Annotated in this window: 14 protein-coding genes and 2 tRNA genes; 15 read left to right on the top strand and 1 reads right to left on the bottom strand. The window is 54.9% G+C overall.

Annotation, left to right across the window (positions count from 1 at the left end):
* Positions 1 to 296 precede the first annotated feature (296 nt).
* Positions 297 to 1,829: a cardiolipin synthase gene (gene cls / locus QZ305_RS09735; protein WP_294731623.1), complete on the top strand. Its 1,533-nt coding sequence runs from the start codon at positions 297 to 299 to the stop codon at positions 1,827 to 1,829.
* A 46-nt stretch (positions 1,830 to 1,875) separates the two neighbouring features.
* Here cls and QZ305_RS09730 read toward each other — a convergent pair whose 3' ends face one another.
* On the bottom strand, positions 1,876 to 3,243 hold the full coding sequence (locus tag QZ305_RS09730; RefSeq protein ID WP_294731622.1) for a lyase family protein: 1,368 nt from the start codon (positions 3,241 to 3,243) through the stop codon (positions 1,876 to 1,878).
* 323 nt (positions 3,244 to 3,566) lie between these two features.
* On the opposite strand from QZ305_RS09730, the gene pulA reads away from it, so the two are divergent.
* The 14 genes from pulA (at position 3,567) to greA (ending at position 20,080) form a co-directional block, all read left to right on the top strand.
* Entirely contained in the window at positions 3,567 to 5,660 is a 2,094-nt protein-coding gene (pulA, locus tag QZ305_RS09725) for a type I pullulanase (RefSeq protein ID WP_294731621.1), read from the top strand.
* A 113-nt stretch (positions 5,661 to 5,773) separates the two neighbouring features.
* A complete protein-coding gene (locus QZ305_RS09720; RefSeq protein WP_294731620.1) occupies positions 5,774 to 7,285 on the top strand; it encodes an IMP dehydrogenase in 1,512 nt (503 codons plus the stop codon).
* A gap of 147 nt (positions 7,286 to 7,432) precedes the next feature.
* Positions 7,433 to 8,539 (top strand): MarR family transcriptional regulator, encoded by a 1,107-nt coding sequence (locus QZ305_RS09715; RefSeq protein WP_294731619.1) that lies wholly within the window; start codon positions 7,433 to 7,435, stop codon positions 8,537 to 8,539.
* Positions 8,536 to 10,485 carry an anaerobic ribonucleoside-triphosphate reductase gene (gene nrdD / locus QZ305_RS09710; RefSeq protein WP_294731618.1) on the top strand — a complete coding sequence of 650 codons (1,950 nt, stop codon included), beginning with the start codon at positions 8,536 to 8,538 and terminating at the stop codon, positions 10,483 to 10,485. The genes QZ305_RS09715 and nrdD overlap by 4 nt, the downstream gene beginning before the upstream one ends.
* 170 nt (positions 10,486 to 10,655) lie before the next feature.
* Positions 10,656 to 10,742: transfer RNA gene (locus tag QZ305_RS09705), tRNA-Leu, on the top strand.
* 5 nt (positions 10,743 to 10,747) lie between these two features.
* A tRNA-Ala gene (locus QZ305_RS09700) sits at positions 10,748 to 10,823 on the top strand.
* 125 nt (positions 10,824 to 10,948) lie between these two features.
* A complete protein-coding gene (gene mnmA, locus QZ305_RS09695) occupies positions 10,949 to 12,130 on the top strand; it encodes a tRNA 2-thiouridine(34) synthase MnmA (protein WP_294731616.1) in 1,182 nt (393 codons plus the stop codon).
* Complete coding sequence (locus QZ305_RS09690; RefSeq protein ID WP_294731615.1) at positions 12,123 to 14,276, top strand: ATP-dependent RecD-like DNA helicase; 2,154 nt, start codon at positions 12,123 to 12,125, stop codon at positions 14,274 to 14,276. The genes mnmA and QZ305_RS09690 overlap by 8 nt, the downstream gene beginning before the upstream one ends.
* A 358-nt stretch (positions 14,277 to 14,634) precedes the next feature.
* The gene (alaS, locus tag QZ305_RS09685; protein WP_294731613.1) at positions 14,635 to 17,259 is read left to right on the top strand and encodes an alanine--tRNA ligase; all 2,625 of its coding nucleotides are present in this window, start codon (positions 14,635 to 14,637) and stop codon (positions 17,257 to 17,259) included.
* A 188-nt stretch (positions 17,260 to 17,447) separates the two neighbouring features.
* Complete coding sequence (locus tag QZ305_RS09680) at positions 17,448 to 17,699, top strand: IreB family regulatory phosphoprotein (RefSeq protein ID WP_294731612.1); 252 nt, start codon at positions 17,448 to 17,450, stop codon at positions 17,697 to 17,699.
* A 2-nt stretch (positions 17,700 to 17,701) separates the two neighbouring features.
* Entirely contained in the window at positions 17,702 to 18,127 is a 426-nt protein-coding gene (gene ruvX / locus QZ305_RS09675) for a Holliday junction resolvase RuvX (RefSeq protein WP_294731610.1), read from the top strand.
* A gap of 121 nt (positions 18,128 to 18,248) precedes the next feature.
* Positions 18,249 to 18,506, top strand: a complete 258-nt coding sequence (locus QZ305_RS09670) for a DUF1292 domain-containing protein (protein WP_294731608.1) — start codon at positions 18,249 to 18,251, stop codon at positions 18,504 to 18,506.
* The gene (gene mltG / locus QZ305_RS09665; RefSeq protein WP_294731606.1) at positions 18,496 to 19,587 is read left to right on the top strand and encodes an endolytic transglycosylase MltG; all 1,092 of its coding nucleotides are present in this window, start codon (positions 18,496 to 18,498) and stop codon (positions 19,585 to 19,587) included. Before QZ305_RS09670 ends, mltG begins: the two co-directional genes overlap by 11 nt.
* Positions 19,588 to 19,600: 13 nt before the next feature.
* On the top strand, positions 19,601 to 20,080 hold the full coding sequence (gene greA, locus QZ305_RS09660) for a transcription elongation factor GreA (RefSeq protein ID WP_294731605.1): 480 nt from the start codon (positions 19,601 to 19,603) through the stop codon (positions 20,078 to 20,080).
* Positions 20,081 to 20,580: the final 500 nt, after the last annotated feature.

The following is a 20,580-nucleotide window of genomic DNA, read 5'->3' as shown; positions in this document are numbered from 1 at the left end:
ACCTGTACTCATCCCGAACACAGAAGTCAAGCTCTCTCACGGTGACGATAGCCGAAAGGCAAAAATAACACATGGCCACTGAGAAAGCCGGTATCCGAAAGGGTATCGGTTTTTTTTGTTTTCAGAGTACATGCAGACAGCACAGTCATCCGATCCCGGGCCCCGGCCAGGGCCGCAGGCCCATCGGCAGAGCAGTGACAGAAGATATTTGTCAAAGAGGGGTAAAACCCGGTAAAATAAACAATATGCGCTTTGAAGGAAACCAAAACAATTCAGTTAAGCGGAAAGGAGGAACTGTGAAAAACATTGTACATTTTCTCAAATCAAAAGCTTTTTATGTAGTCTCCGGACTGATTCTGCAGGTACTGATCCTGCTGATATTTCTGTTTTATTTCTCCAGTCAGTTCATCCTGATTTATTACCTGATGGTTCTGCTTTCCACAGTGATCGCCATTGTCATAGCCGGAAAGGATCAGGATTCCAGCTCCCGGCTTCTCTGGATATTCGTCATTCTGGCGCTGCCGGTGTTTGGCGGTATTCTGTATCTGCTGTTTGGCGCCAAGAAAATTCCCAAGGCGCTGATGATCAAAGACAGGCAGGCGTATGCAGATTACAAACAGTATGCGCATCAGAATATGAAAACGCTGCAGGCGACGGGGGAGGATCCCATCCTGGACAAGATGGTGTCCATGGCCTGGGCCAATGGCTATTTTCCGGTGTATGAACACTGCAGTCTGCGGTATTTTCCTACGGGACAGGAGCAGTGTCAGGCGATCATCGAAGCGATGTCCAGAGCGGAGAAGTTCATATTTGTGGAGACTTTCATTCTGGACAACGGCCGGATGTGGGATGCAATTCTGAAGGTCATGATCGAAAAAGCCAAAGCCGGGGTGGATGTCCGGTTTATTTACGATGATTTCGGGGCGTTTACGCATATGCAGCCGGATTATGATCAGTGGCTGGAGTCCCAGGGAATCAAAACTCATGTCTTCAATCCGCTGAAGCCGCAGCTGGCGATGCAGATGAACAACCGGGATCACCGGAAGATCATTGTGGTGGATGGCGTTACGGCGTTTACCGGCGGAATCAACATCGCAGATGAGTATGTGAACATGAAAAAGCGGTTCGGGTACTGGAAGGATATGGGGATCCAGGTCAGCGGCAAGGCAGTGGAACAGTTCACCATTTCCTTTCTGCAGATCTGGAACTATCAGGCAAACCGGAATACCAGCTATTCCAGCTATGTCCGGCCGGGGGCTGATTTTCCGGAGACTGCCGGGACAGGGTTTCTGATTCCGTTCTTTGATGCGCCGACAGATGAGAATGACACCGGCAAGAACATGCACATGAACATGATCAATATGGCGAATGAGTATCTGTGGATTTCCACACCGTATCTGGTGATTGATGCGGAGATGACTGCCACGCTGAAGCTCGCGGCAGCCAATGGTGTGGATGTGCGGATTCTTGTGCCGGGTATTCCCGACAAGAAAATGGTCTATCAGGTGACCAAGTCCAACTATCAGCCGCTGATCGAAGCCGGGGTACGGGTATATGAGTATACCCCGGGGTTCATTCACGGAAAAGTGTTCCTGAGTGATGATGAAAACGCTCTGGTGGGGACGGTGAACATGGACAACCGTTCTTATTATCTGAATTACGAATGCGGGGTCTGGATGAGGAAAACCGGCTGTCTGCAGGATATCAGAAAAGACTTCGAATCCATGTTCGAAGTCTCTCATGAGGTCACACTGGCGGAATGCCGGTCTGTAAAATGGCCGGTGCGGTTTTATCGGGATGTGCTGAAACTGTTCAGTCCGCTGATCTGATCAGTGCGTGATCACCGGGTCGCTGCAGTCTGCGGACTGTGACGGATCACAGCGGTCTGACCATTTTTTCCGGCTGCACGTGTCTGTCGAATTCTTCTTCTGTCAGATATCCCAATACCAGAATGGCTTCCTTCAGGGAAATCCCCTGTTCATGCGCGGTCCGGGCTGCCCGGGCTGCTTTTTTGTATCCAATGACCGGATTCAGGCAGGTGACCAGCATCAGACTGTTTTCCAGATTGGCTTCGATCACCGGCGTGTTGGCTTCCAGTCCTTTCAGACAGCGTTTTGTAAAGGAATCCGCGGAATCAGCCAGCAGCCGGATGGACTGCCAGAGGTTGTAGGCAATCAGCGGCATGAACACATTCAGCTCGAAATTTCCCTGGCTGGCGGCCATGCCAATGGCTGCGTCATTGCCCATGACCTGAACGGCGGTCATGGTCACGGATTCGCACTGGGTGGGATTGACTTTTCCGGGCATGATGGAGGAACCGGGTTCATTGGCGGGGATGATCAGTTCACCGATGCCGCAGCGGGGACCGGAGGCCAGCCAGCGGATGTCATTGGCGATTTTCATCATATTGGCAGCCAGAGACTTCAGAGCTCCGGAGAGAAACACGGCTGCATCTTTTGAGGTCAGGGCATGGTACTTGTTTGGGTCGGGACGGAAGGATTCTCCGGTTTCCCGGTTCAGGATATCACAGAAGACCTGATCAAATCCCGCCGGGCAGTTGATGCCGGATCCCACAGCTGTGGCCCCGATTGCCAGTTCCCGGAGATAGGGCAGGGTGTCCAGAATCTGCCGGCGGGCGTGTTCGATCATGCTGCGCCAGCCGGAGATTTCACCGGACAGGTACAGCGGGGTGGCATCCTGCAGGTGAGTCCGGCCGATTTTGATGATTCCGGCGTTTTTCTTTTCCAGATCCCGGAGACAGTCAATCATGGCATCCAGCGCCGGAAGCAGCTTTCCTGTGACTTCCAGTACGGCCATGATGTGCAGAGCCGAAGGGAAGGTGTCGTTGCTGCTTTGAGAGGCATTGACCACGTCATTGGGATGAAGAATGTCCCTGCCTGCGTGCAGATTGCCCAGGGTGGTGATGACTTCGTTCAGGTTCATGTTGGTCTGAGTGCCTGACCCGGTCTGCCATACGGACAGAGGAAACTGATCCCGGAGTTCCTGATTCAGGATCCGGCGGCATACCTCTTCGATGGCGGCTTCCTGAAAGGAGGTGATGACGCCGAAGCGGAGGTTGGCTCGGGCGCAGCAGAGTTTGAGCAGGGAAAAGGCCTGAATCAGCGGTTCCGGCATCTTCTCTTCTCCCACCGGAAAGTTTTCCAGGGAACGCTGGGTCTGGGATTTCCACCAGCAGCCATCCGGCACTTCAATGGTGCCAAGTACATCTTCTTCGATTCTCATGATCTGAATTTCCTTTCTTCTGTGTCCGGCAGCGGCCGCCGCTGTGCAGTGTGCATGATCGCAGACGGGGATGCAGGCGGACTGTGACTGTTTCAGTATACAACAGGGCGGATCCGGACACAGTGCCGGTCAGGACCGGCTGTTGAGCCGGCAGGGATTGACGGAACGGCTGCAGGATGAAGAAACGGATGCTGAATGCGACGTCATTCTCAAGTATCGTGCCATAAATTGTAATTATTAGACAGGAACAGGAGACTGGTTTCGCCGGAAGGTTATGACGTGTTATCATTGTTGTGTCTGCGGGGAGGAAACGATCCATGCGAATGCGTGAACCATTTGAAGCGTATTTTGACGATTACGACAAAGTGAACGTATATAAATCCAATAACTTCTTCGGCGGGAAAAGCCGGTTTTATCATCTGAAGGATTCCAGAGACAGAATCATCGAGATGGAGCTGGTCACCCGCTCGGAACTGCCCAACGGGTATGTCCATTCCGTGCTGCGTCCGCTGCAGCCCATTGAGGTCGGGGAAGAATACTATGTCTATGATGAACACTGCCAAAAAACCCCGGCTGTGTATTCCCATATCACCAAAACATCCCGCTTTGCCCGGGACTATGAATATGACGGACCTCTGGGTGCTGTCTATACACCGGAAGCTGTGACCTTCCGGCTCTGGGCTCCCACGGCTCACCGGATCATTGTGACGCTCAAACAGGGCACCCGGACTGTGAGTCAGGAGCTGCAGAGAAAGGAATCCGGGATTTTTGAAGTCACAGTCCCCGGCGACTGGAATGAAGCCAGGTACACCTTCATGGTCCGCAACGGCGGAAAATGGCTGGAGACTGTGGATCCCTATTCGTTTTTCGGGGGCATGAACGGAAAGTGCTCCATTGTGGTGGATCCGGCATCGCTGAATCTGCCGGAAAAAATCTGGATGCCGCCGCTGGAAAGCAACACGGATGCGATCATTTACGAGGCCAGTGTCCGGGATATGACCAGCGCCAACAACATCGGTGTGCAGCATCCCTCCACATTCCGGGGATTTACGGAAGAGAGTGCTGTCACCCATGCCAAGCGGACAGGCTTTTCCTATCTGAAATCTCTGGGTGTCACGCACGTGCAGCTGCTGCCGGTGTTTGATTTTGGCAGCGTGGACGAAGCGCACCCCGGTCTGTATTACAACTGGGGATATGATCCCATGCACTTCCGCACCCTGGAGGGCTCCTATTCCCTGAATCCGGACAAGGGTGCGGAACGGGTCCAGGAATTCGCGAATCTGGTCCATGATCTGCATGCGGCCGGACTCCGGGTGAATCTGGATCTGGTGTTCAATCATGTCTACAGCAAGGATGAGTTCTCCCTGGAACGACTGGTTCCCTATTATTATTTTCTGATGAATCAGAACGGGGAGTTTTCCAATGGTTCTTTCTGCGGCAATGACATTGACACACAGCCTGTGATGAGCCGGCGGTATTTCGTGGAAACCTGCCGGAAAATCGTGCAGCTGTATGATGTGGACGGATTCCGGTTCGATCTGATGGGGATCCTGGACGTGAATCTGATGAATGAGATCGCAGAGGAATGCCGGAAGATCAAACCCGGCTTCATGATTTACGGAGAAGGCTGGAACATGCCCAGCTTTGTCCCGCCGGAAATCCGGGCATCTCAGGAAAACCAGGGAAAAATGCCCAATGTGGGACATTTCTCGGACCGGTTCCGGGATATTGTCCGGGGTTCCAACGGTGATCTGGCACAGACGGGATTTGCCAGCGGCAATACCGCTGCGCTGGGAGATGTGATGAATGTCATGGCAGCTTCCTGCGGTGAATACCGGTATGATTCTCCGCAGAAAGCCATCAACTATGTGGAATGTCATGACAACCACACACTGTGGGACAAAAACAAAGCCGCCTGTCACGGGGAAGGAAGCGAACTGCGGGACAAGCGTCAGGTGTTTGCCAATGCGGTGGTGCTGCTGTCTCAGGGTGTGCCTTTCCTGCACGCCGGCCAGGAGTTCGGGCGGTCGAAGGAAGGTATCGGCAATACCTACAACCGGGGTGACAACATCAACCAGATGGACTATCACCGCCGGGACCGTCACAGCAGCATTCTGCGGGATACGAAAAAGCTGATTGAAATCAGAAAGAATCACCGTTCTCTCCGGCTGCGGACCTCCGGGGAAATTGCCGACCACGTCCGGTTTGAAACCATCAACGGGCAGTGTCTGGTATACCGCACAGACAAAGACGGAGACCGCCTGATCTGTTTTCTGAACCCCACCGGATCCTGGTTCCAGTACGGCATTCATGAACTGGGCCATGTGCTGTTTGACAACGGAGACTCGAATCAGGAATACACCAGCAATCTGGTCATTGCGCCTTATTCCGTGCTGGTCTGCCAGCTGGAATCCTGAGGATAATCCACCCGGGAATCCTGAGCTATAATGAAACCGCCGGCGCTCTTGACTGACTGCCGGCGGACTTTTATGATAATCAGTAACATAAGTTGGAACAACAAGGAGGAACCATGGCAAAATTCTTTAAGGAACCGTCCCGCACCTTCAGCGAATATCTTCTCGTTCCCGGATATACCGGGCCGGACTGCACACCGGACAATGTGGATCTGTCCACCCCGCTGGTGAAGTTTGCAAAGGGCGAAAAGCCCGCAGTCACCATGAAGATCCCTCTGGTCAGCGCTGTCATGCAGGCGGTTTCCGGTCCGGAACTGGCCTGCGCCCTGGCCCGAGAAGGCGGCGTGGCTTTCATTTACGGATCCCAGCCCATTGAACGGCAGGCGGCTATGGTCCGTCAGGTCAAGAGCACCAAGGCCGGTTTCGTGGACAGTGATTCTAACATTTCCCCGAATTCCACGATTGCGGATGTGATCCGGCTCCGGAACCAGACCGGTCATTCCACCATGGCTGTCACTGACAATGGCGAACGCAACGGCATCCTGGTGGGCATCCTCACAAGCCGTGACTACCGGGAGTCCCGGATCGATCCGGCTACGCTGGTCCGGGATGTGATGACACCCTATGAAAAACTGATCGTGGGCAAAGACGGCATCACGCTCTCGGAAGCCAACGACATCATCTGGGATCACAAACTGAATCAGCTGCCTATCGTGGACGATGACCAGAGACTGGTTTCCTTCGTGTTCCGTAAAGACTATGACAGCCACAAGGAATACGCCAATGAGCTCCTGGATGCGGATAAACGCTACGTGGTCGGGGCCGGCATCAACACCCGGGATTATGCCGAAAGGATCCCGGCTCTGGTGGAAGCCGGTGCGGATGTGCTGGTCATTGATTCCTCCGAAGGCTATTCCTGCTGGCAGGCGGATACCCTCAAATGGGTCCGGGAACACTATGGCGACACGGTGAAAGTGGGTGCCGGCAATGTGGTGGATGCGGACGGATTCCGCTTCCTTGCCGAAGCCGGTGCGGATTTTGTCAAAGTGGGAATCGGCGGCGGTTCCATCTGCATCACCCGGGAGCAGAAAGGCATCGGTCGTGGACAGGCCACAGCCACCCTGGAAGTTGCCAAAGCCCGTGATGAATACTTCCGGGAAACAGGCATCTATATTCCTGTCTGCTCGGATGGCGGCATCGTGCATGATTATCACATCACGCTGGCACTGGCGTTCGGAGCGGATTTCGTCATGCTGGGACGCTATTTCGCCCGGTTTGATGAAGCACCCAACAACCTGGTCACCGTCAACGGCAACTACATGAAAGAGTACTGGGGTGAGGGAAGCGCCCGGGCCCGCAACTGGCAGCGGTATGACGTCGGAGGCGAAGGCAAGATGTCCTTTGTGGAAGGCGTGGACTCCTATGTTCCCTATGCCGGCAGCCTGCGGGAAAATGTGGGTCTGACACTGTCCAAAGTCCGTCACACCATGTGCAACTGCGGCTGTCTGACCATTCCGGAACTGATGGAAAACGCCAAGGTGACCCTGGTATCCGGTACAAGCATTGTCGAAGGCGGCGCTCACGATGTGGTGGTCCGCGACGAAAATGTAAATGCGAAACCCATGTGATCCTGGCTCGGGACACAGATACAGACCTGCGGACAGAATGCTGCTTCGCAGGTTTTTTTTGCAGCCGGACAGCTGATGAAGCGGGAAAGCATGTGGAACAGCAGGCGGAATGTGCCGTCAGTGCCAAAAACCGGTACAATATATCTGATGGAACTGCACACAGATCTGCTTCTGGACCTGAATATCCTCTCCAGAGCCACACAGAAATATTACGACCGTCAGCTGCAGCCTTTTGACCTGACCTACGCACAGCTGCCGGTGCTGCTCATGATTTACGAATCAGAGGGCATCACCGCCAATCAGATTGTTGCCCAGGGCCAGTATGACAAGGGAACCGTGACCAAAAACGTCCAGAAACTGGAGTCTCTGGGGTACATCGAAACGGTGCCTTCCAGAACCGACAAGCGCCTCAGGCACCTGTACACCACAGACCGCTCCAAAATGGTCATTGCCAGGATCTACGGCATCCGCAGAGACTGGTGGAACCATCTCATGGCTGCGATTCCCGATGAACAGGCCGGGCAGTTTCTCTCACAGACCAGATCACTGGTGAACAACGCCATTGAAGCCTCCCGCACAGAGAATGCACCGCTGCTGTTCTACCGGATGGATCTTCTGTCAGTCAATGACTGGCCGGGAAAACTCTCGCTGGTGCTGCATGCAGCCGGCTGCAATTTCCGGTGTCCCGGCTGCGCTGACAGATCCCGGGTGATTCTGGAGGAAGATGCCCGCATCCTGCAGACGGAAGACATCCTGGATCAGATTGCCCACCGGAAGACGTTCATTGACGGCGTCGTGATCCGGGGCGGGGAGCCCTTCCTGCAGGAGGGATTGATTTCCTTTCTGCGCCATCTTCGCAGGATGCAGGTTCCGGTCCGTCTGCAGACAAACGGGACCTTTCCCCGTCAGCTGGAACAGTGTCTGCAGGAGAGTCTTGTGCAGGAAGTCAGCCTGCAGATTCTGAACGATCCCGCCCATTACGCTGCCAGTGCGGGACTGAAGACATTTCATATGGGACCGCTGCTGGAAAGCATCCAGATGCTGAAGCAGGCAGGTATTGACTGGGACGCGGTGGTGGAACTGAACGATGGCGGTTTTGACAAGACAGATCTGCAGGCTCTGGAAAGTCTGATAAAAGACGCCCCGCATGTCGTTGTCCGCAATCACGAAAAAAGCGCTGCCGGCATTGATCCCGGGCTGAAGCCCATGGAGGAACCGGCGTTTGCAAAGTGGAAAGAGAGGCTTGAACGATGAACTGGCTGGTGGTGAAACGGGATGGGACGGAAGTTCCCTTTGATATGGAAAAAATCGTGACAGCCATCCGGAAGTCCTTTGCCAGCCTCGGACCTGTACCGGATGACAGCATCCTGCAGCTTCTGGCCCTCCGGGTCAGCGCGGATTTTTCTCTCGCCATGGACAACGGGCGCATCAGCGTGGAGCAGATTCAGGACAGCGCCGAACGGATTCTGTCGATGGCCGGCTACGCCGACGCTGCCAAGGCATACATTCTGTACCGCAAACAGCGGGAACATGTCCGGGCGCTGCAGGACAGCTCCAGCCGCTATGCGCAGCTGACCAAGGCTTATCTGGATCAGCCGGAGGCAGCCGGGAACCGGGAAACGGATGCGGTGTACTCCCTGGGGGGACTGATTCTGTCCAATTCAGGAGAAGTGACGCAGCACTACTGGCTGGCTTCGATTTTTGATGAACAGGCGGTCAAGGCACACCGGGAAGGCTGGCTGCACATCCATGACCTGGATATGCTGGCAGGAGGCAGTGCCGGATGGGATATCCGCCGGCTGATTGAAAAGGGCCTGTATGTGGAAGGGCAGATCGCTGCCAGACCTGCCCGGCATCTCAACGCACTGTGCGCCCAGCTGGTGAATTTTGTGACCATCATGCAGAATGAATGGTCCGGTGCCCAGTCTCTCAGCCACTTTGACACCTGCCTGGCGCCTTTTGTCAAAAAGGACGATCTGTCCATGGATGAAGTCAAAAGCGCCATGGAGACGTTCATTTTCGGGGTCAACACCCCCAGCCGCTGGGGAACTCAGCCTGCGTTTTCCAATGTGGTTTTTGACATGACTGTCCCTGAAGAGTGGAAGAATCTGGTGGCAGACAGGGAAACCGGCCTTCGCTACGGCGACTGCAGCCGGGAGATGGAGATGATCCGGAAGGCGTTCTTCAGCGTGCTGCAGGAGGGAGATGTGCAGGGACGCGGATTCCCGTTCCCGATTCCCGTGATCCGCATCAGTGACACTCTGCCCCAGGATCCGGAAATTTTTTCCGCTGCTGCAAAATACGGGAATCCGGTTTTTGCGAGAAACCAGTCTCCCATGGAAGGATTCTTCTCCTGGGAAGGAGGAAAAACGAGTCTGGGTGCGGTCACCCTCAACCTTCCGCACCTTGCCTGGGACAGTCCGGATGAGCCGGCGTTTTTTGCCCGGCTGGATGAGCTTTGCGAGCTGGCCGCCCGGATCCTGGATACCCGCCGTCAGGTGGTCAGACAGTTTTTCGACAATGGCCTGTATCCCTGTACCCGGGGATATCTGGACGATCTGCAGCAGGGATACTGTTCCATTGGCGTGATCGGCATGAATGAAGCCTGTCTGAACGCTTCTTTCATCTCCGGTGATCTGACATCCGGAGAAGGACAGGCGTTCGCGCAGCGGGTTCTAACGCATCTGAGAGCATTCACGGATGGCCGGGAGCACTTTGTGCTTATGGCAACGCCTGCAGAGGGCGTGGCACAGCGGCTGGCGCAGCTGGATGTGAAGAACTGTGCCGGTATCCGGACAGCGGGCACGCCGGATGCGCCGTATTATACAAATTCCTGCCAGCTGGCAGTAAACGCCACAGATGATCTGTACGGGACAGTCCGGATCCAGGAGCAGCTTCAGCCGTATTTTTCGGGCGGATCCTTTCTGAGCATTCCCTTCAGCCGGCCGGCCTCCGGCGAGGAACTGAAGATGCTGGAACACCGGCTGCAGTCCCGAACCTCCATTCCGGTCTTTGCATTCACACCTGTCTGGTCTGTGTGTCCGGAACATGGATATCAGCCGGGCAGCCACAGCCTGTGTCCGGTCTGCCATCAGCCGGCAGAAGTCTGGATCCGGGTATCCGGGTATTACCGGCCTTTTTCGCAGGTGAACAAAGCCAAGCAGCAGGAGTTCCTGGAACGAAAGCCCTACATCATCTGACGGGTGCACACCCTGAAACGGAGATCTGCAAAGCCTGCAGATCACCGGCATGGTCATCCGCCAGCCATCTGTTTTCTGAAGTGACTGTTCTCTCCCCCCATCTGTCTGTATTCGCCTCTGAAAAATACCGTTGACGTCTCCCGGTATCTCTGGTAGTATAAATGAGCACCGCCCGGATGGCGAAATTGGTAGACGCAGCAGACTCAAAATCTGCCGGCAGCAATGCCGTACCGGTTCGAGTCCGGTTCTGGGCACCAGATATGGGGTGTTAGCTCAGCTGGGAGAGCGCTACGCTGGCAGCGTAGAGGTCAGGGGTTCGAACCCCCTACGCTCCACCATATGAAAACAAGTCTTCAGGTACAGTGCCTGGAGGCTCTTTTTTTACCATCGGAAGAATCTTCGCCGCCGGCATCCGGCTGCGCTGATATAGTGATAACAGACCAGAAGAATCGGAGGAATTGTGATGAAAGTGCTAGTGGGACTCTCGGGAGGCGTGGATTCGGCGATTGCCGCCTGGAAACTGATGCAGGAAGGTCATGATGTGACCTGCTGTTTCATGCGCAACTGGGATTCGCTGACCAATGCCGATATTGAAGGCAATCCGACCATCGGCGATGACATCTGTCCCCAGGAGCAGGATTACAGCGATGCACTGGCTGTAGCCCGTCATCTGGGGCTGGAACTGCTGCGGGCTGATTTCATCCAGGAATACTGGGACAATGTGTTTCAGACGTTCCTGAAGGAATATGAACGGGGCCGCACGCCCAACCCGGATATTCTGTGCAACAAATACATCAAATTTGATTCATTCTTTGACTTCGCCATGTCCCATGGCTTCGATGCCGTGGCCACCGGTCACTATGCCTCCGTAACGCAGGACGCCGGTTTCACCTGGCTGAGCCGGGCCGCTGATCAGAACAAGGATCAGACCTATTTTCTGTGCCAGGTTCCCGAAAGCCGGATTGCGAAAACGCTGTTTCCCATCGGCTCGCTGCGCAAGCCGGAAGTCCGCCGGCTGGCGGCAGAGCTGGATCTGGAATCCGTGGCTTCCAAGAAAGACAGCACGGGCATCTGCTTCATCGGTGAGCGGGACTTCCGGGCCTTTCTCTCCAATTATCTGCCCATGAAGCCGGGGCCCATTGTGGATATTGACACCGGCCGGATCCTGGGGGAACATCAGGGGGTTCTGTACTATACCGTGGGACAGCGCAAGGGTCTGAACATCACCGCCCACAAAGGTCCCTGGTTTGTCATTGGCAAGGATGTATACCGCAATGAACTGTATGTCTGTCACGAAAGCCGGCAGGACTGGCTGGTGTCCGATGCCTGCCTGGTGAAGGACATCAACTGGATCATCCCCGACGGGTTTCAGATCCCGGAAAAGCTGACAGCGAAGTTCCGCTACCGGCAGCCGGATCAGGCTGTCTTTCTGGAGCAGCTGGAGGATGATACGGCTCTTGTCCGGTATCCTCAGGGTATCCGGTCGGTGACAGAGGGTCAGGAAGCGGTGTTCTATGACGGAGACAAATGCCTGGGTGGCGGGACCATTGAAGAAGTCTTCCGGGATGGTGTATCTGTGAAGGACCGGATCCGGTCCGCGCTGCAGCTGACGGCAGCCGGGGATGAAGGAGAGGACCGTGGCTGAGGAAACCAGAACCGCCAGACTGGATCACATCATTTTCGAAAACCGGGACAATGCCTATGTGGTGGCTCTGTTCCGGGATGAAGACAACCATCAGACGTTTACCGGTGCAGGACGGATTCCGGATCCGGAGGAGGATCAGGTGTATGAACTGACCGGCCAGGAAGTGCAGCATCCCCGGTTCGGGCGGCAGTTCCGGATCCTGGTCAGCCGCCGGCAGCTGCCGGATGAATCGGAGGCTGTGATCCGGTTTCTGTCCGGAAAGGGGTTTCCCGGCATCGGCCGGCGCACGGCGGAACAGATCGTCAATACGCTGGGAGAGAACTGTCTGGAGCTGATTGAAGAGGATCCTGCCGTTCTGCGCCAGGTTCAGGGACTCAGTCAGGGAAAACAGGAGGTCGTGATCCAGGGACTCCGGGAGTATTCCGGTGACAGTGCTGCCTGCCTGCGGCTTCTGGAATGGGGCGTGTCTCCCAGACAGGTCTCGCTGCTGCAGGGACACTATGACAATGTGCTGCGGGTCCTGGAGGAGGATCCCTTCCGTCCGCTGTATGAAGTGTACGGATTCGGATACAAGTCGGCTCTCAAGCTTGCCGACGCCCTTCAGATAGCCGGGGATGATCTGCGGCGGCTGGATGCACTGCTGTTCAACAACGCCGGGCAGCTGGCCATGCAAACAGGCAGCACCTGGCTTTCCATGGCGAGAATGTGGGATACCGTGCAGGGACTGGAGCCGGAGATTTTCGAAGCGAGTCTGGACCGGCTGAACAAATCCGGGGCGCTGGAGGTGGAGAATGCCCGGATCTACCCCTTCGGTCTGGCGCAGGAAGAAAAGGACATTGCCCGGGCCATTGCGGACCATACTTATGAAGTGGAGGCTCCGGATGCCGAAAGTCTGGAGGCCCGGATCCGGGAAACGGAATTCGCTCTGGGCATCAGCTATGATGAGCGGCAGAAAGAGGCCATCCGGCGGTTTTTCTCCTGTTCGGCGATGATTCTCAATGGCGGTCCGGGAACCGGGAAAACCACCGTTGTGCGGGGCATTCTCCAGATAGTCCGTTCCCTGTTTCCCGAAGCGGCCATTCAGCTGGCTGCTCCCACCGGCCGGGCAGCCAAGCGGCTCGCATCTCTGTCCGACAACAGCGCCAGAACCATTCATTCCCTGCTGAAATGGAATCTGGAGGACAATTCCTTTGTCAAAGGCCCGCTGGATCCTCTGGACTGCCAGTTTCTGATCATCGACGAATCATCCATGATCGACACGCATCTGTTTGCCAGCCTGCTGATGGCACTGCCTCAGGACTGCAGACTGCTGCTGATCGGGGATGAAGACCAGCTGGAGAGTGTGGGACCCGGGAAAGTGTTCCAGGATCTGATTGCCTCCGGGCGGATCCCGGTGGTGCATCTGGAGCGCATCTGGCGCCAGGCAGAGGGCTCGGGCATCATTTCCCTGGCGCGCCAGATCCGGGATGAACAGACCTGCGCCTGGGAAGACGGGGTGCGCTTTCTGGACTTGCCGGAAACCGGGATCCTGAACCGGATCGTGGAAGAGATGGATCCCCAGAGTGATCAGGACCGGTTTCAGGTGCTGGCACCCATGTACAAAGGCCCCGCCGGAATTGAAGCGGTGAACGAGGCACTGCAGCAGGTGTTCAACCCGCCTGCGGCAAACCGGAAAGAACTGGCATCAGGCCAGTTTGTGTTCCGGGAAAAGGACAAGGTCATGCTGCTGAAAAACCTGCCGGAGGATGATGTGTTCAACGGAGACATGGGCGTGATTTCCCGGATCGATCCCCGGTCCAGAGTGATCACAGTGGACTTTGGCGGGCAGGAAGTGGACTTTTCCCATGACTTCACAGATCAGCTTACCCATGCCTGGTGCGTATCCGTGCACAAGGCGCAGGGATCGGAGTATGACCGGGTCTACTGCATCGTCTCTGCCCGCAGCAGCCGGATGCTGAACAAAAAACTGCTGTATACTGCGATTTCCCGTGCAAAAAAGGAACTGGTTCTGCTGGGAGATCCGGCGCTGTTCCGGGAAAAAGTCCGGCTGAAAACCAGGACCCCCAGGATGACGACCCTGTGCCAGCGGCTGCAGACGTATGTCCCGGACCCGGACAGGCCAGAGGCTGTACCCGAAGCCGGCTGATGTCCTGCCGCTGCAGCGGCTGCTCTGCACCGGCTTGCGAAGAGACCGCCATCGTGTTACCATCCCTGTGTACAGCGATGAAAAAGAGGAGTACGGAACAAAGGTGTCTGCAGAGACGGAGCGGCTGGTGAAAGCTCCGGAATCCGGTTCCGGAAGGCTGCTTGGGAGCTGTCCGCTGCCTGCGTTATGGGCATTCGAGTGCATTCCTGCAAAAAGCCGGAATGAACCGGGATGGTACCGCGTTTATGACGTTCCTGGAAACAGGACGTTTTTTTTTATGCCTGCGGACATCTTACCGGATCTGCCCTTTGCGGCACAGCATGCTGCCGGACACTCTTTTTCAGATATGGAGGAAATTATGAAACAACTTACCGGAAATCAGGTTCGCCAGATGTTCCTGGATTATTTCGCATCCAAAGGCCACATGATTGAACCAGGCGCTTCGCTGGTGCCCGACAACGATCCCACCCTGCTGTGGATCAATGCCGGCGTGGCTGCCCTGAAAAAATACTTTGACGGATCCGAGAAACCTGCCAGCAACCGCATTGCCAACGCACAGAAAAGCATCCGGACCAATGACATCGAAAACGTCGGCAAGACTGCCCGGCATCACACATTCTTTGAAATGCTCGGCAACTTCTCCATCGGCGATTATTTCAAGGAAGAGGCGATTCCCTTTGCCTGGGAGTTTCTGACCAGTGAAGACTGGATGGGCATTGACAAGGAAAAACTGTATGTATCCGTGTATACGGATGACGAAGACGCCTACCGGATCTGGACCGAGGTATGCGGTGTGGATCCTTCTCACATCCTCAAAACCGATGAAAACTTCTGGGAAATCGGCAAGGGTCCCGGCGGCCCGGACAGCGAGATTTTCTTTGACCGGGGTCCGGAATACGACCCGGAGGGCCTGGGGGAACGGCTGTTCTTCGAGGAACTGGAAAATGACCGCTACATTGAAGTCTGGAACGTGGTGTTCTCCCAGTTTGACTGCGATCCGGAACTGGACCGGAAGGAATACCGGGAGCTGCCTCAGAAAAACATTGATACCGGCATGGGACTGGAGCGTCTGGTGGCTCTGATTCAGAACGGCGAGACAAACTTTGACACCGATCTCTTTCTGCCGATCATTCATGCAGCGGAAGAACTCACCGGTGTTCCCTATGAAGGGGACAGCAAAATGGCCTACCGGGTCATTGCGGATCACATCCGCACGCTGACCTTCGCCCTGGCCGACGGCGCCTCCTTCTCCAATTCCGGACGCGGGTATGTCCTGCGGCGTGTCCTGCGGCGTGCAGCCCGGTTCGGTCTGAAACTGGGCATGAACGAGCCGTTCCTCTACAAGCTGGTTCCAGTGGTCAATTCCGTCATGGAGGACTTCTATCCCTATCTGCTGGATCACACCGAGCAGACACAGCGCCGGATCCTGAAGGAAGAACAGTCGTTCCGGAGAACGCTGGAAACCGGACAGAGCCTGCTGGATGATGCCATGAAGGAAGCCGCGGGCACCGGCCGCCTTCCCGGAGACATCGTTTTCCGTCTGTACGATACCTACGGCTTCCCCTATGAGCTGACCGCAGAAATCGCCGATGAAAACGGGCTCGCTGTGGACCGGGCTGAGTTCGATGCCTGCATGCAGCAGCAGAAAGAGCGGGCAAGGAATGCCAGAAACACGGAAGAATCCTTCGCCACCCAGCATGAAGATTTGATGAAGTTCGAAACACCCAGCGAGTTCATCGGCTACGATATGCTGACCTGCCCGGCTGAAGTTGTAGGACTGTTCAAGGATGGAAAACTGGTGGATTCCCTGGATGACGAAGGCCAGGCTGTTCTGGACAAGTGCTGCTTCTATGCCACCAGCGGCGGTCAGGTGGCAGATACCGGCCGGCTGTTCAATGACGAAATGCAGGCAACTGTCACGGATGTGACGAAAATCCGCAATGGCCAGCATGTGCTGACTGTGAAGATTCAGGACGGGATCCTGGAAACCGGCGATGCGCTGATGCAGCAGGTGGACAAAGTCCGCCGGCAGAAAACCACAGCCAACCACTCCGCCACGCACCTGATGCAGTCTGCCCTGAAACAGGTTCTGGGAGATCACATCCACCAGGCTGGCAGCTTTGTGGGACCGGATTATCTGCGGTTTGACTTTTCTCATTTTGAAAAGCCAACGCCGGAGCAGCTGGCTCAGGTGGAACGTCTGGTCAACGAGTATATTGACGGACGCTATCCCGTTACCAAGGAAATCATGGACATCGAGACAGCCAGAGCATCCGGTGCCACGGCTCTGTTCAACGAAAAGTACGGGGACAAGGTCCGGGTGGTCACCATGGGCGATGTCTCCAAGGAGTTCTGTGCCGGATGCCATGTGAACAACACCGGTGAAATCGGGGTTCTCAAAATTGTCGGCGAGGAATCCATCGGATCTGACGCCCGGCGGATCACTGCCAGAACCGGTCTGGCTGCCTATGAGGATTTTGCTGCAGAAGACAGAATGCTGAACAACATCGCCGCCAGTGCCCGCCAGAAATCCCTGAAGGGAATCGATGACAAAGTCGCTGCGGCCTATGGTCAGATCCATGACCTGAACAATGAAGTGAATGATCTGAAAAACCAGATCTTCCAGCTCAAAAGCGCCCAGTGGCTGATGCAGGCGGAAACCATTGCCGGACGTCCGGTTCTGATCCGGGAAGTGGAAGACATGGATGGCCGGGAAATGAAAAACCTGGCAGCCATGCTCAAGAAGAAGGATCCGGATATGGTCATCTTCCTGGCAGCCAGAGCCGGCGGCAAACTGGTATTTGCAGCCGGTGCCGGAGAGGCAGCAGTCAAAGCCGGCAACAACGCCGGCCAGCTGGTGAAAAAAGCCGCAGAAGTCACGGGAGGCAAAGGCGGCGGCAAACCGGATCTTGCCCAGGCCGGCGGCAGGGATGCCGAAAAACTGCAGGAAGCCTTTGACGCCATCCGTCAGATGGTCAGATAAAGCAGGGTTCTGCAAATACCGGTGTGTATCCGCCAGCCGGGTTCCGGTGTTCTGCCGGAATCTGGTTCCGGATACCATCAGCGGTCAGAGACTGCACATCGCACAGGAGTCTGTCCTGGGAACAGTAAATCTCTTTATTTTCCCGAAAACAGACGATAAAATGAAAATATATGTCAGGAGGTCTCATCATGCGCGATATCACTGAAACAATGACATTCACCACCGAAGAAATCCGGCGCGAAAACATCAAGGCGGTCCTTCGGGAAGTCAGCGAGGCGCTGGAAGAGCGGGGCTACAACTCAGTCAACCAGATTGCCGGTTATCTCATCAGCAACGATCCGGCTTACATTTCATCTCACAAAAATGCGCGGAATCTGATTCAGCGCATCGAGAGGTACGAGATCATCGAGGAACTGGTCCGCGCCTATCTGGAGAAGTAACCGTGGAACGGCTGATCGGACTGGACCTGGGGAGCGTGACCTGCGGCATTGCCATCAGTGACCCCCTGGGCATGATTGCCAGATCCCTGACCACTGTGCGTTTTCCTGCGGACAATTACAAACAGTGTCTGAACGAAGTGCTGAAAATCCTCGGGGAGCAAAAGGTGAAAACTGTTGTTCTCGGACTGCCCAAGCACATGAACGGCGATATCGGTGTGCGGGGACAGATTTCCCAGAAATTCGCGAAGATGCTGGAAGAACACGGCATCACGGTCCATCTCTGGGATGAACGCCTGACCACTGTCAGTGCGGAACGGATTCTGATCCAGGGGAATGTTTCCCGGAAGAAACGGAAAAAAGTAATCGATCAGATGGCTGCAGTTCAGATTCTGCAAAGCTTTCTCGACCGCCAAAACGGAGGCTTCTGACCTCCGTTTTCTGCCGTTGGCACCTGTCCGCAGACACCGCCTGCTGATTGAGCCCGGGATGCAAGTATGCCATAATGAAACATACAGGGCTGCAGACTGCAGCCGGAAAGGAATGATCTGAATGTTGGATTCTAACTGTCTTTATGTAACAGATGAAAACGGAAACGAGCAGAAGATGACGATTCTGTTCACCTTCGACAGCCAGGATATGGGAGCCCAGTATGTGGTTTTCCAGCGGGATGGTGCTGTGGATGGCGAGGTGTTTGCTTCCCGCTATGACGAAGAAGGCAATCTGCTGCCCATTGAAAGCGATGAAGAGTGGGAGATGGTAGAGGAAGTCATCAACACCTTTGCAGAGGACGAGGAGAATGCGGACTAAGCGCTCTGCACACAGAAAACGCAGACACTGGGGCAGGCTCATTGTCCTGATCCTTGTTGCAGCTGCCGCAGCTGCTCTTGGCTGGTTCTGGCTGGAACTTCAGCCCCCGGGAACCGGGGTGCAGAAGGACATCACTGTTCAGGAGGGACAGTCTCTGAACTCAGTTTTTCAGTCCCTGCAGAAAGATGGCATCATCAAAAATGCAAAGGTGCTGGATCTGTACACCAGAGTCGCCGGCAAACCCGCCTGGTATGCAGGGACATACAGCTTTGATTCCGGTATGTCAGCTGACAAAGTGCTCTCCGTGCTCAATGACCCTGAACAGGCCAAAGCCGGACAGGTATCCGTCACCATCCCGGAAGGGTGGTGGGCGAAGGAAATCGCCGCCAGACTCGCTGAAACATTCCCCTATACCCAGGAGCAGTTTCTGCAGGCCTGGAATGATCAGCAGTACATCGAGACTCTGGCCAGGGATTACCCCTTTCTGAATCCGGACGTACTGGCCAATCCGGACCTCCGTGTCAAACTGGAAGGCTATCTGTTTCCGGAAACCTACCAGTTCTCTCCGGACAGTTCGATTGACGACATCACCCGTACATTCCTGAATCAGTTTGCCAAAGTGTGGAATGAAGACAAAGCACGGTTCGAAGCCTCCGGCAAAACCGTGGAAGAGATTCTGACACTGGCCAGCATTGTCCAGTTCGAATCCGGTTCTTCTTCCGATATGGCAAAAATTGCCGGGGTGTTTGAAAACCGCCTGGCACAGGGAATGCGTCTGCAGTCCAGCGTCACAGTCTGCTACGCACTGTACGAACAGTTCACCGATCCCACTGCATGTGAAACACAATACGACATCCAGTCGCCGTATAATACATATCTGAACGAAGGTCTTCCCCCCGGGCCGATTCTGAACCCCGGACGGGAAGCCATTGAAGCTGTGCTGAATCCTGAATCCAGCAGCTATCTGTTCTTTGTGGCCGACATTCACAACGTCAGGTCAAACCCCGGAAAGGTGTACTATGCCGCTACCTTTGAAGAACACGAGAAACTCATGCAGGAACTCGGTCTAGTCATAGAATAAGGAGGAATCAATCATGGCCAGCAACGAAAAGTTTTATGTTACCCAGGAAGGCTACAACGACCTTCAAAGAGAACTTGACAACCTGATCCACGTCGTCCGCCAGGAAGTCATCATCGAACTGCAGGAAGCACGTGCCCAGGGTGACTTGTCCGAGAACGCCGACTACGACGCCGCCAGAGACCACCAGGCACAGGTGGAAGCCCGGATCCGGGAACTGGAAGCGCTGCTGAAGAAAGCTGAAATCATTGACGAAAGCCAGACCAGAAAGAACGCCGTTGTTCACATCGGTTCCGAAGTTACACTCAAAGACCTCTCGGATGGTACCGTCAATACCTATACCATTGTAGGTACCATTGAAGCAGATCCCTTTGAAAACAAGATTTCCAATGAATCCCCTGTCGCCAAAGCAATCATGGATCACAAAGCGGGGGATACGGTACACATTGACAAAGTTCCCGTACCCTACGATGTACAGATCCTGGATCTGAAATAGTTGTCAGTACAGAAGCCGGTTTTCCGGCTTTTTTGTTTTGATGAGGACTGCCTGCGGACAGTCCTGGCCGGGGCTGATACAGGGAAAGGGGAGAAGGGGGCTGTATGAGAAGGGGGGCTGTAACAGATGATTGGCGGGAGCCTGTATCGAATGTGTGAGGTCTGTATTGAATGATCGGAGGCTTCAGGAGAAAGCCGGGAAAGTTGCACGATCTGTCGCGATTTGCACTTACTGGTAAGGCGAAAGATAAAAACACAAAAAAGAACAAAAAGTGGTTGCATTCTCCTGTGGCTGTGGTATTATAAGTGAGCCGCGAGTCAGTTAAACTTATCAACCAAGTCAGCAAATCGAGTGAATAAAAAGTTCAAAAAAGTCGTTGACAATCTCTTGCGGATGAGTTATGATATATGAGTTCTGAGGCGGTTGGCTGCTCTTGACAGAGTGCCTGCTCACTTGGGATGATTATCAGGCTTTGGGCTTCAGATATGGTCCACAGCCAA

It is taken from the genome of uncultured Faecalibaculum sp. (assembly GCF_910588395.1).
Taxonomy (GTDB): Bacteria; Bacillota_I; Bacilli_A; order Erysipelotrichales; family Erysipelotrichaceae; genus Faecalibaculum.
This window is presented reverse-complemented; position numbering and strand designations above follow the sequence as displayed.